A 12797-nucleotide genomic window follows, 5' to 3' on the forward strand; every position below is an offset into this window, starting at 1 on the left:
GGGATCGGGTGGGCTTCACCATCCAACAGCCGCGGGTTCACTCCGCGGAGCCTGCGATCTCCACTTTGAGGCCAAAGGTGTCCTCAAAGAGCCCGCCTTTGCGGCGCAGTGCCCAGCGTTCCAGGAGGAGGTCGCCCGTGCACTCCAGTTCCAGCGTGCAGCGATCCTTCGCCACGCGCGCGCGCACGCTGGAGACGGCCTGGATGTGCTCGCGGTCCAGCGCATCGGCTACGCGCAGCAGCGAGGCGAGCTTGATCACCCGCGCCCGGTCCTCTTCCGGAAGCCGGGTGAAGTGGTCGTGGTGCTCGGCCGGGACTCCCTTGCGGTGGTATCGCGCAAGGTTGGCGATGATGTCGATCTCGCGTTGCGTGAACTCCGGAATCTCGCTCTGGGAGACCAGGTAGAATGAGTGCTTGTGGTGCTTCTTGTAGCCCACGTACACGCCGATGTCGTGCAGCACCCCCGCGGCCAGCAGGATGCGCCGGTCGGTGGGCTCCAGCTTGTGCACCTTGCGGAGCTGGTCGAAGAGGGAGCCGGCGAGCCGCGCCACGTGCTGCGCGTGCGTCTCGTCGAACATGTAGCGCCGCCCCAGCGACACCGCCCCGGCCACCGCGTGCCTGTCCTTGCGGTTCTCGTGCTCCTGATGCGTCACCAGGTCGTCCACCAGGTCCACCAGCACGCCGTCCTTGAGCCCGACCGCCGGCACGAACACCTCCTCCGCGCCGGACACGGAGATGACGCGCTCGTAGACCATGGAGGCGGGGAGGATCACGTCCGCGCGGTCCTCGCGCAGCCCCAGCTCGTCCACCCGCTGCCGGTACGAGAGACGCGAGAGCATCTCGATGAGCCCGCGCAGCTCGGTGAGCGACAGGCGCGTCACCTTCCCCCGCGCCGCCTTGCCGCCCGCCAGCCTCGCCAGCGCCTCGATGTTGCCGCCGGTGGCGATCACCCCGCGCGGGTTCCACTGCTGCGCGATGACGGGAATTTGGAGCGTGGCCGCGTACTCGCGCAGCAGCCGCTGGAAGCGCCCGGGCTCCTCGCCAGAGACGGAGAGCTCTTCCAGGAGGCGCACGGAGCCCATCACGTGGCTCTCGCTCCAAAGGATGCCGCTGGCGTCCACCAGCGACACCTCCACGCTCCCGCCGCCCAGGTCCACCAGGATCCACTTGTGGTTCTCGAGGGGAACGCTGGCGCGGATCGCCTCGTAGACCAGCCGCGCCTCCTCGGACCCGGTGATGACCTCCAACTCCAGCCCCGCCTCGTCGCGGATGCGCTGCACCAGCTCGCCGCCGTTGCGCGACTCGCGCATGGCGCTGGTGGCCACGGCGCGGTAGTGCTCGATTCCCAGCGCCTCCATCTGCCGCCGGAAGCCCTTCATCGCCTCCACGGCCGCGTCCATCGCTTCGCGCGGCAGCTTGCCGGTCAGGAAGACGTCGTGCCCCAGCCGCACGGGCATGCGCTGCTCGGCCAGCGTCTCGTACTCCGTGGCGCCGCGGAACTCCGCGGCGATGAAGCGCATGGCGTTGGAGCCCACGTCCACCGCCGCCACCCGCAGCGGAAAGGCCGGGAGCGTCTTCGGGTTCTTCTTGGGTGCGGAAAGCTGCGGCATTACCGGGCGCGCGAGAGACGGACCGTGCCGGCCCCGAGCGGGCTCCGGCGGCCCGCATCTGTGCGCAGGGATCGGGCCGGAACGCCGATCTCACGCGGTGAGTCGTCTACCTGTAGAGCTTGATCTAAGCGCCTCGATCGATCTCTTCAAGCGCGGGCCGCCGCGGCTGCACCGGGTGCTTCTTAAGCCAGGAGAAGATCAGGAACGAGAGGTCGCGGAAGTTCAGCCTCGCATACTCCAGGTGCACCTCGCGGCACAGAGCGGGTAGATCGCCGTGAAACCGGCGGTAGCGTTCGACGATCTTTTCTCCGCCCGGAAGGATTACCCCCGGCTCGCGATGGGTCGAGAGAAAATCGCGCACCTCGCGGATCACTTCGTCCGTTCTGCCGCCGTGCGCGCGGATGTCCTGACCCGCAATATCGGAGATGAACTTCTGGTAGCGGTAACGGTCGGTGTCCAGGATGATCGCCACCTTCTCCTTGTGTTCTCCGGAGCCGAACGACTTCGCGCCCAGGAAGATACCCAACTCCAGCGGCATGTTGAAGCGTGGTAGCCGCGTGCCGCGGTCGAGCTGCGTTCGGGAGATGTCGTGCACCGCCAGGCGTGACTCGCGGATGATCGTGGTGATCTTCTCGATACGCACCTGGCTGCTGTCGTCCACCTCGAGAGAACAGCGAGGATGGTACCCGCAGTCGGAAGTGGCGAAAGCGATCGCCTCGAACAGTGGGCGGTACGCTGGATCGAAAGGGCAGTTGATGAACACGTTCCGGTCGTAGCTTCGAGCGATCATGGATCCTCGCCGCCGTTGACTTCGCCGCCGCCCCTACGGGACTTCTTTGCGCCACGGGAGCGCTTGCGTTTCGCGTTCTCCCGAGCCTCCCTTGCGGCTTTCACCTTCAACACCGCAGCCTCGGCCTCCTCCATCGTGAAGCTGTCCGGCGGCCACATTGGTGGGACGAGCTCGCGCATCTTGGCGTCCTTCATATCAGCCTCCTCGTTGTCGTTCGTTTCGAAGCTATACGTGCTTTTTTGGGGCTGCAAACTTCGAGCGCAAACCGGTCCGGGCGGTGGCTGAATGGTGGCGATTTCAGTCCCAGCGGAGCTCCCATTCGCAGAAGGCGTCGCCCTCGACGGAGCAGCGGACGTGGCGGACGGAGGGGGTGGCGCCGCCCGCCAGCTCCACGGAACGGAGGAGACCTCCGGTCTGGCGGCGGCAGAAGGTGGTGTCGCCAGGGTCGAAGCCGACCAGGCGCAGGACGGCGCGGCCGGGCTCGATCTCGACCACTTCCATGTTGCCCGGCTGGTAGAAGAGCCGAAAGAGGGAAACGCGCTGCGTGAGGAACTCAAGGGGCGATTGCTTGAGGAGGATACCGCCGTAGAGCTGCACCCCGGCGCCCTCGATGGAGTACGCTCCCGAGCGTTCCGGCCATCCCGGGTCGGCTGGGCCGAGCACGGCGTCGGTGGCGCGCCAGAGCGACCTCATCAGCTCCATCGGCACCTCGTCGGTGGGGGCGACGGAGGCGATGGCGCGGCGCTCCTCAGGGCGTAGGCGGCCGAGGACGTCGTCGACGCCTCCGTCGCCGGCGCGCTCGGCGACGAAGGCAAGGGTGGAGCGGAGCGCGGATCCCTTGGCTCGGGCGCCTTCGGTCACCGGGCCACCTCCTGGGGCGTCCAGCGGGCGAGGGCGGCGCGATCGGGCTTGCCGGAGCCTAGGCGCGGGATCTCGGGGAGGATAAAGACGGTGCGCGGCACCTTGTACCCGGCCAGCCGCGTGCGCGCATAGGCCACCACCTGCGCCTCGCCCGTCGCGTACTCGCCGGGGCGCAGTACGACGAAGGCGCGTCCCACCTCACCCCAGCGTTCGTCGTGCACGCCGACGACGACGGCTTCGGCGATGCCGGGGCAGTCTGCGAGCGCCGCCTCCACCTCGGCGGGGAAGACGTTCTCGCCGCCCGAGATGTACATCTCCTTGCGGCGCCCGCAGATGGTGTAGGCGCCGTCGGCGTCGCGGCGGGCGAGGTCGCCGGTGTGCAGCCACCCGTCCGCATCGAGCGCTTCGGCGGTGCGCTCGGGTGCGCGCAGGTAGCCGGCGAAGAGCTGCGGGCCGCGCAGCAGGAGCTCGCCAGGCTCGCCGGGCTCGGCTTCGCGGCCATCGGCGGTCTCCAGGCGCATCTCCAGGAAGGGGACGGGCCAGCCGACGCTCCCCGGCCGGGCGCGCGCCTCGTCGTCCGAGATGGAGAAGCAGTTGGGGCCGCACTCGGTAAGTCCGTATCCTTCGCGGAAGCGGTAGCCCGCCTCCCGCACGCGCGCAGCCAGCGAGGGCGGGCACGCCGCGCCGCCCGAGACGAAGGAGCGGAGCCGCGGCAGCGGGCGCCCCCAGCGCGGGCTCTCGGTGAGCATCAGCAGCTGCGTGGGGACGGTGAGCGCGGTGGTGATTCCCTCTTCCTCGACGGCCTGCAGGAAGCCGTCGGCGTCGAAGCCGTCGAAGAGCACAACGGTCGCGCCGCGATGCCACGCGGGGGTGGCGAAGACGTTCCAGCCGCCCGTGTGGAAGAGCGGCGTCGACACCGGCACGACATCGTCCGCGTCAAGCTCCCACGCGGTGGCGGTTGCGACGGCGTTCCACAGGATCTGGCGGTGGGGGAGGACGGCGCCCTTGGGCTTCCCCGTGCTCCCGGAGGTGTAGAGGACGAGCGCCGCGTCTTCCGCGTCGATCTCGACGTCGGGCGCCGCGGGGCCGCCGCGCTCCAGGAGCGCCGGTGCGTCATGGTCCAGGTCGATCCACTCCGCGTCGTCGGCGAGCGCGCGGAAGCGGTCTTCGCCGAAGAGGATCGAGGGGCGCGCATCGGCCAGGATGGGCGCGAGCTCAGCCGCGGCGAGGCGCCAGTTGAGCGGCACCAGCGCCGCTCCCACGCGTCCGCAGGCGAAGAAGAGCGCCGGGACTTCGTGCCGGTTCCCGGAGAGCACCCCCACCAGGTCGCCGCGCCCGATGCCGCGGGCGCGCAGGAGGGCGGCCCAGCGGTCCGCCGCCGCGTCGAGCTCCGCGTAGGTGAGGCGCTCGCCGCGGGTGCGGTCGACCAGCGCGACCCGCGCGGGCGCCTGCCTCCGCCAGAAGCGCAGCGGATCGGGGTGCACGGGAAAGGCGGTGCGGCTCATCGCGTGTGGGCCAGGAAGAAGCGGAGCATCTCGCGCGTCGCATCCGGACCGCGCACGTCCGTGTAGGTGCCTTCAGCGGAGCCGCCGGACCAGGCGTGGCCGAGCCCTTCCACCATCCACAGCTCCAGGAATGGGCCGTACACGTCACGGGTCGCACGCAACCCGCCGGTCTCCATCTCCGAACGCTGGAAGTCCTTGAGGCCGCCCGCGCGTGCCCACAGCGCCGCGAGCTGGCGCCCGTTAATCGGCGCGACCACCGGGTCCGACGCGCCGTGGAATACGATCAGCGGCACCGCCCGTTCCACACGTAGCGAGTCGGGTGCAGCCGAGCCGTTCCGCATTACCGCGAGCGCCTGCGGGACCGCGGTGGCGGCGCGGTACGCGATGCCAGAGTGCGCGCCCGCGGCCGCAAAGAGCTCGGGGTACGCAGCCGCCGTGTTGATGGCCATCGCCGCGCCGGCCGAGATGCCGGCCACGTACACGCGCTTCGCATCTACGGGACGCGCCGCCATCACCTCGCGCGCGATGCCGGCGACCAGCGCGGGCTCGCCGCCGCGCGCCTGGTGGGCGGGATCGTACCACGTCCAGCATTTCTGCGGGTGCAGCGCGCCGGTCTGCTCGGGATACGCGACGATGACCCGCTCCTCCGCCGCGGCCTCGTTGAAGCGGGTGCCCCGCGCGAAGTCGTCGGGGTCCTGCGTGCAGCCGTGCAGCATCACCACCAGCGGCGCCGGGCGCGATGCATCCACGCCGGCGGGGACGAATAGGCGGTAGCGGCGCGTTCCCGCATCGCTGGTGTGGGTGTGCCACTCCCAGCTTCCGGAGGTGTCCGCGGGCGCTGCGGCCAGCATCGATGCGGCGGTCATGGCAAGAAGTGGTGCGGTGGTCATCTGTTGCGTAAATTCGATTGCGAAAGGTGCAGAACGGCAGGCTTCCTATGGAGGCGCAGATGAGGATCAGGCTCCTCATCTACGCCTCGCGTGAGTCCACCGGAGGCCTCTTTCGACGGATTACCTCCGGCGCGTCAGAATCCGAATGCCCAGAGTGCCTCGGCGTACGGTCCCGCCCAGTCTCCGCTGCGTTCCGTCCAGCCGTAGAAGTTCGACCAATCCCAGAAGCACTCGCGTCCGGGTCTCCCTTTCCGGCTATATGCGCAGTAAGTCAGGTACCCCGAGTAGCCGTCGCCGAGGTTGGCATTGGGAAGCACTTCCACCGTGAAGTAGGAGTTGTACGTGTTGTAGTAATTCCCGTCGCAGTTATCCCAGTAGTATGCTCCCTCGTCACACGAGATCCAGCTGTCGTAGTTGGCGTGCTTGTCCTCGGCCACCCATACCAGCGGCCGGGCTCGAGGCGTCCCCTCTGGATAAGTCAGCCACCAGTCCTCCACGGTTTGTGTGGCGTCGGTCAAAGCACCCCAGTGCGCGGAGAGCGTTGCGCGGAAGAGGAGCCACCGGCCACCCGGTTCGGATGGTGGCACCACCTGGATGATAATGAACTCCGAGTCGCCGTGGTGGGCCTTGAAGCCGCCCGACGGTGATCCCCCATCCTCATGATACGAAAGGGCATAGAAGATCCGCAGGTGCTTTTCGTACCCCGACTGAGGGTTGCGCACCTTGGCCACCGCCCAGTACGGCTCCCGCTCAAGGTTGTCGTCGTTCGGGCTGACTGCTAGGAACGGCCTAAACGTATTGGCGACTTCGTATTCGCACTGATCATTTATCCCATCGTTGTCCGCGTCCTGCGAGGGGTCGGAGCTCACGAAGCAGGAGTGCCTGTCGTATCCGCTGGGCACCGCCACGCCCTCAGCCGGAGCCGGGGGCGGCCCATAGGGGCATTGGGCCGTCCATTCCGGGGTGCAACTTGGATCGCACAGGTATGGGTCGGTCGCGCAGGGGTCCACGTACTGCACCCCGAACTCGGCTTCACGGGTGCTCACGGTCCTCCCCATCTTCCGCCCGGCTGCGCGCAGGGCCGCCTCTGGATCCGCGCCGAATGACTGTTCCGCGGGGTAGATGGCGAGAATTGCGAAAGGGTTGCGCTCCTGGACGGGAACCGATACCACTTCGCCGCTCGTCCGGTAACCCCGCAGTGCGAGCGAGGTGCGGAGTACTTGTGAGCGAGGCCGCGCGCTCCCGATTACCACCATGGAGTCGGACCCGCCCCAGCGCGCCCTGTCCAGCGCGATCGGGAGCCACAGCTCCAGTGGAGAGGGGCCATCGAGACCGGCCAACAGCTCCGTCACCCTTACCCCGACAGCCACCGCGGCCGCATCCGCGATATCGCGGCCGTGGGGTCCGCGCAGGTAGCTGTTCAGGTGGAGCTTGTGCTTCGGAAAGGGGCTGTCACGCAGATCCGCCAGCACCTTCTGCCGCGACCGGGATCCCCGAGAGCGACGGCGATTCCCCTTGCCAGCTGGTCCACTCTGGCGGAATCTGCACCGCGGGCGGCCGTAGCCGAAAGCGGCGCTGCAGCGCGATGGGTCGGCAGCTGGTCCGAGCACCCCTGCAACGAGAGCAGAAGGCCGGTGATGAGGGTCCAACTCCGTGTAAGGCGGGGCATGATAGCTCCTGCGTTTGGAGTTGTTGTGGGGCCGTTGGAACCCCACAGGACACGCGCCGCGGAAAGCGGACGCACGTGTTACCGGTGCGGCGGGTGTCTCACAACAGGCGCCGTGTCGGGGTGCCGCGTGCACGGGACCTGCGGAACACCTCACCTGCTGTTACGACCCGAGGGGCGTCGGCGAGTGCCGGCGCCCCGTTCAGCAAGCTACTTCGTGTCAAAGCGCAGGCCGAGGAAGACCATCGTGCCGATCTCCGGCATGTTGATCATCTCGATGTGGCGCTGGTCGAAGCCGCACCCGCTCTCGTCCGTGTCCGCCGTCCCCGGATTGTCGCTGGCGCAGCCGAACAGGTTGTTGACTCCCAGGTTGATCGCCGAGCGGAAGCGTGGCACCCGATATCCGACGTTTAGGTCCAGCGTGGAGAAGGTTGGGATGCGGCCCTTGTTGATCCCCGAGTTGAACTGGTAGCCGTTCACGTAACGCGCCGTCAGGCCACCCTGCCAGTTGCCCAGATCCCGCAGGCGGGTACCCAGCGTCCACTTGGTGCCCGGGGAGTTGAGCGCGGTCGCCTCAACCTCGCCCGGGACCTTGGTGTCGATCCCCGAGATGCCGTCCAGCTCCACCAGCGACACAGTGCCGGTAAAGTCCACGTTTCGGCTCAGCACGTAGTTCGCCGAGACGTCGGTGCCCCGGATCGTCGCCTCACCAAGGTTGAAGTAGGTGAGCACGCGCTGCGGGTTCCCCTGCTCGTCCACCAGCGGCTTCCCGTCAGCGCCGAACGCGGTGGTGGCCGCACCGCCCGCAGCGAATGGGTTGGCGATCAGCGTCAGCGGGCTCATGAAGTTCTTGTAACGGCTGTAATAGGCGGCCACGTCCACGAACAGCCGCCCGTTGATCAACGCTTTGTAGCCCACCTCCCAAGTGCGGTTCTCCTCCGGCTCCATCGGGCGGTAGCCATGGATGGAGTCACCCGCGGCGTTGCGCACGGTGAAGCCGGAGGGGTTGCCGAACACGCCGAAGGTGGGCGCGAAGTTGGGGATGTAGAAGTTGGTCTGCAGCGTGGACGGGCTCTTGAAGGCGCGGTTGTAGAAGGCGCGCACCGAGTGCCCCTCCACCGGGGTGAAGACGAGGCCGGCCTTGGGCGAGAACTGCGCGTCGTAGTTCTCGTGGTCGTCGTAGCGCCCCGCCAGCAGCAGCTTGAGCTGCGGAAGGAGCGGCGTCTCCGTCTGCGCGTACACGCCGCGCTGGTCGATGGTCAGGTCGTCGCCGGTCAGGCGGTCGGTGAGCCACTGGCGCTCGCTGCTCACCACGTCGTGCCTCACCTGCGCGCCCCACACCACGCTGGTGTTGAGGAGCGGGCGGACGCGGAAGTTGTTCTGGAACTCCGCCGCGAAGATCTGCCCGTTGCTCGGCCAGTCCGACATCTGGCGGATCTGCTCGTCCGTCTGCGAGGCGAGCGCCGGAGCGGCGCGGAAGGTGGTGTAGCGGTTGGCAGCGTAGCTCTTCCCCGCGTCCGACTCGGTGTGGTACGCGGTGAAGTAGAAGCGCGGAAAGGTGGCCTTGAACTGCTGCGTCTGGTACGTCCAGTCCACCAGCTGGTTGCGGCCGACGTTGGTCTGCCCCACGCCGTTGGTGCGGCTCCACCCGCCGTTCAGCTCGAACTGCGCGTCGCCGCGGTAGTAGACGGCGGCGCCGTACGCGCGCGCCACGTCGCTGTCCCAGTTGAGCCCCGTGCTGTCGCCCACCGAGGTCTCCATGGGCGAGGTGGCGGCGGCCGTGGCGCGGATGCGGTTGGACCAGTCGTTGAACTGGTTGTACTCGCCCGCCAGCTTGTAGCCGAAGCTGCCGCGCACGGCGGCGTGGCGCATCTGCACGTCGGTGTACTGGCGGCTCCCGCCCGCCACCTCCACCTGCGTGCCCGGGTACTCGCGCGGGTCCTTGGACTGCAGCGTCAGCACGCCGTTGGAGGCGTCGGCGCCGTACAGGGCGGAGCCGGGGCCCACCACCACCTCGATCCCCGCCAGGTCGATCTTGGGGATGGGGGTGAAAGCGCCCACCGGCAGCCCGTTCTCGGGAAGCACGGCGATGCGGCCGTCCTCCAGCATCAGCATGCGGTTGTTGAAGGAGGAGTTGAAGCCGCGCGCGTTGATCCCCACGCTGGTCACCCCCACCTGCACGAAGTCCAGCCCGTTGGCCTGCTTGAGCGCGCCCACGAACGAGCCCCCGGCCAGGTTGTCCAGCACCTCGGGCCCCACGCGCGTCACGGTCACCGGCGCCTCCGACCGGCGCTCGGCGCGGCGCGACGCGGAGACGACGAGCCCGTCCAGCTCAACGGGCGAGCTCTCCAGCCGGACGGCGACCAGCGCCTCCTCGCCCGCGGCGACGGTGACGTCGTGGGTCTTCGCCAGGAAGCCGGCGCGCGACACGCGCAGCTGGCGCGGCCCCGCAGGGACGCCGGTGAGGGTGAACTGCCCCAGGGCGTTGGTGGTGGACCCGTAGCGGGTGCCGACCACCGTGACCTGCGCGGCGCGGATGGCGTCGCCGTCGGGGCCGGCGACGGTCCCCCGCACGGTGCCGCTCTGGGCGGCGGCGAGGGCCGGCATGGCGGCCATGCAGGCCGCCGCCAGGAGTGCGCGCCAGGGGTGGCGCCGGGTGCTGCCGTTCATGAGAAGATCTCGCCTGTTGTGGGAACGTGTGCGCGGCCGCGGCCGCTTCCGCGCGGTTGGTCCATCACTGCCCGTCCTGCTCCGGCACCATCACCACAGCTTCTCCGTCCACCACCTTTTCGCCCGCCTGGTTCTGCACCCAGGTGGCGAGCCTCACGCGCCGCTTTGCCGCCATCGTCTCCAGCACCTCCACCCTCGCCGTCACCGTGTCGCCGATCCGCACCGGGCGCAGGAACCGGAGGCTCTGCGACAGGTAGATCGTCCCCGGGCCCGGGAGGCGCATGGCGAGCACGGTGGAGATGAACGCTGCCGACAGCATCCCGTGCGCGATCCGGCCTCCGAACGGCCCCTTCTCCGCCGCCACCGCGTCGAGGTGCGCCGGGTTGAAGTCTCCCGTCACCCCCGCGAACATGACGACGTCCGCCTCCGTCACCGTCTTGCTGAACTCCGCCGTCATGGCGACGGCGATCTGGTCGAATTTCACGGGAAGAAAAGTGCGTGAGTGCGTGAGTGCGCTTGCTGTGACTGTTTTCGAGGCACGCGGATTCCCCCTCTCCCCGGCCCTCTCCCCCGCAAGCGGGGGAAAGGGTGCACTTCGTCCAGCGCCATCATCATCGTAGGGGCGCGATTCGTCGCGCCCGCCCCATCCCCCACCACGAACCCCGCCCCGCTGCCGCATCCCGCAGGGGCAGACCTGCGTGGCTGCCCACCCTTCTGCCCATCCCCATTCCCGCCGCACCGCACAAATCCACGTGCCCCAGTCCGCGAAGGCGGACTTTGTGCTGTTGTTGCAGCGAGTTCACTCGCCACGGCCGTCACACCGCCATCACCAGCCGCACGTCGGCGTCGATCTGCTCCACCGCGCGCGCCCGGGTGAGCCACGAGACGCCGAAGAAGACCAGGATCGAGAGGACCAGCGAGAGGCCCGAGACGGAGACGCCCGTGGGGAAGGAGTACGCCTTGAAGTACGAGAGCGTCTCAAAGGTCAGCGTGATCCCCAGCCCCGTGAGGATGGAGGCGATCGCGCCCTCGCGGGTGGCGCCCTCCCAGTTGAGGCCGATGGCGAGCGCGGGGACGAAGGTGGAGGCGAAGAGGCCCCATCCAAAGATCCCCAGGAACGCCACCACCGCACCCGGCAGCAGCGCCAGCGCCGCCGCCGCCAGCGAGATCGCCACGGTGGAGAGACGGCCCCAGAGGAGCTCGTTCTTCACCTTGCGGCCCAGCGACACCGGCAGGTCGTGCGTGATGGCCGCGGCGCCCACGCTCATGAACGAGTTGACCGTGCTCATGATGGCCGCCGCCACGCCCGAGAAGACCAGCGCCGCCAGCCACACCGGCACGTAGCGCAGCAGGAAGAAGGGCGTCGCATCGTCTGGACGCGTGAGGGGGGCGAGCTGCCCGCTCGCCACCAGCGCCTTCACCGCCACGCCAACGCCGAAGTAGAGGAGCATGCTCAGCACGAGCGCGAGCGTCACGAGCAGCGGATACCACTTGAGGCGGCGCGGGTCGCGCAGCATGTAGAACTTGTGGATCACGTGGGGCTGCCCCATCGAGCCCACGCCAAAGACGAAGAAGAGCGAGAGGGCGGCGAGCGGACCCATCTTGCCGAAGGGCCCCAGGAACGCCGGATCCGCGGCGAGGATGGTGGTCGAGATCCCAGACATCCCCCCGCCCACCTTGAGCGTGAAGAGGAAGACGAGAACCGACGCCACCGCCATCAGCGTCCCCTGGAAGACGTCCGTGTAGACGCCGGCCAGGATGCCGCCCGCCACCGAGTACGCCAGCACGATCGCCATCCCGATCCACACCCCCGCAGCCAGCCCGGTGCCGAAGATGGAATCGATGACGAGCCCCAGCGCCAGGAGGTTGGTGGCCATGTAGCCGACGACCGCGATCAGCAGCGCCACCGCGGAGAGCCCCTGCGCCGCCGGCGAGCGGTAGCGCGCGCCCACCGCGTCCGGCACGGTGATGACGCCGCGCACCTCGGCCAGCAGGCGCATCCGCTTGGCGAGCGCCCACGAAGTCATCGACGCGGTGACGGTGGCGGGGAGCATCAGGAACATGGCGCCCAGCCCGGTGGCGTACACCAGCCCCGGCCCGCCGATGAAGGCGAACCCCGAGAGCGTCGCCGACATCGCGGCGAGGGTGAGCGCGATGAGGCCGATACCCTCCCCCGCCACGAAGAAGTCGCTCGCGGTGCGGGTGCGGCGCGTGGCCCACACCCCGATCGCCGCCACGATGACGAAGTACACGACCGCCACGGCCACGATGGTGGGCTGCGCCAGCTTCGGCAGGCCGGCGGTCTGCAGCACGATCATCATACGGTCTCCACCTCGGCGGCGGCGGGAAGGGTGGGCACGGAGGCCGGGGCGGCGCGGAGCTGGCGGGCGGCGGCGCGAACCCGCTCCAGGTCCTCGTCGCTCAGCGTCATCTCGTCGAAGGTCAGCGCGTACGCCAGCGGCAGCACGAGCAGCGGAAGGAGCCCCACGCCCAGCAGCACCACCGCGGCGCGCAGCGGCAGGCCGAAGTAGAGCGGCGCACCCGGACCCTCTTCGGGAAGGAGCATCACGGCGCAGAAGCCGCCGGCCAGGATCAGGAAGGTGAGCGCAAAGGGGATCTTGAGACTGCCCACTCCCTTCGTGCGGCTGGCGCCGAGCGCCATGCACGCCACCATCATCGTCGCGATCCCCAGCGCCATCAGCCACGCGCCCCAGGCCGGCGGATCGCCGGGAAGGAAGGCCGATCCGTACGCCGCCGCGATGGCGAGTGTGGAGAGCACCAGTGCTCCGATAGAGCTCCGTTTGGC

11 protein-coding genes are annotated in these 12797 nt (G+C 68.9%); all 11 read right to left on the minus strand.

The window, feature by feature from the left end; translation table 11 throughout:
- Positions 1-37: 37 nt before the first annotated feature.
- Positions 38-1609 carry a Ppx/GppA phosphatase family protein gene (locus VF584_06790; GenBank protein ID HEX8209878.1) on the minus strand — a complete coding sequence of 524 codons (1572 nt, stop codon included), beginning with the start codon at positions 1607-1609 and terminating at the stop codon, positions 38-40.
- Positions 1610-1733: 124 nt separating this feature from the next.
- Positions 1734-2399, minus strand: coding sequence for a hypothetical protein (locus VF584_06795; GenBank protein ID HEX8209879.1), 666 nt, complete (start codon positions 2397-2399; stop codon positions 1734-1736).
- The gene (locus VF584_06800; protein HEX8209880.1) at positions 2396-2593 is read right to left on the minus strand and encodes a hypothetical protein; all 198 of its coding nucleotides are present in this window, start codon (positions 2591-2593) and stop codon (positions 2396-2398) included. Before VF584_06800 ends, VF584_06795 begins: the two co-directional genes overlap by 4 nt.
- Before the next feature lie 103 nt (positions 2594-2696).
- Complete coding sequence (locus VF584_06805) at positions 2697-3260, minus strand: hypothetical protein (protein HEX8209881.1); 564 nt, start codon at positions 3258-3260, stop codon at positions 2697-2699.
- Positions 3257-4765 carry an AMP-binding protein gene (locus tag VF584_06810; GenBank protein ID HEX8209882.1) on the minus strand — a complete coding sequence of 503 codons (1509 nt, stop codon included), beginning with the start codon at positions 4763-4765 and terminating at the stop codon, positions 3257-3259. Before VF584_06810 ends, VF584_06805 begins: the two co-directional genes overlap by 4 nt.
- Positions 4762-5655 (minus strand): PHB depolymerase family esterase, encoded by an 894-nt coding sequence (locus VF584_06815; protein HEX8209883.1) that lies wholly within the window; start codon positions 5653-5655, stop codon positions 4762-4764. The genes VF584_06810 and VF584_06815 overlap by 4 nt, the downstream gene beginning before the upstream one ends.
- A gap of 134 nt (positions 5656-5789) precedes the next feature.
- The gene (locus tag VF584_06820) at positions 5790-7127 is read right to left on the minus strand and encodes a hypothetical protein (protein ID HEX8209884.1); all 1338 of its coding nucleotides are present in this window, start codon (positions 7125-7127) and stop codon (positions 5790-5792) included.
- Between the two features lie 404 nt (positions 7128-7531).
- Positions 7532-9991: a TonB-dependent receptor gene (locus VF584_06825; protein HEX8209885.1), complete on the minus strand. Its 2460-nt coding sequence runs from the start codon at positions 9989-9991 to the stop codon at positions 7532-7534.
- 64 nt (positions 9992-10055) lie between these two features.
- Positions 10056-10475: a MaoC family dehydratase gene (locus VF584_06830; GenBank protein HEX8209886.1), complete on the minus strand. Its 420-nt coding sequence runs from the start codon at positions 10473-10475 to the stop codon at positions 10056-10058.
- Positions 10476-10806: 331 nt separating this feature from the next.
- A complete protein-coding gene (locus tag VF584_06835; GenBank protein HEX8209887.1) occupies positions 10807-12312 on the minus strand; it encodes a sodium/proline symporter in 1506 nt (501 codons plus the stop codon).
- On the minus strand, positions 12309-12770 hold the full coding sequence (locus VF584_06840; GenBank protein HEX8209888.1) for a hypothetical protein: 462 nt from the start codon (positions 12768-12770) through the stop codon (positions 12309-12311). Before VF584_06840 ends, VF584_06835 begins: the two co-directional genes overlap by 4 nt.
- Positions 12771-12797 lie beyond the last annotated feature (27 nt).

The sequence above is a fragment of the Longimicrobium sp. genome (assembly GCA_036389135.1).
Lineage (GTDB): Bacteria > Gemmatimonadota > Gemmatimonadetes > Longimicrobiales > Longimicrobiaceae > Longimicrobium.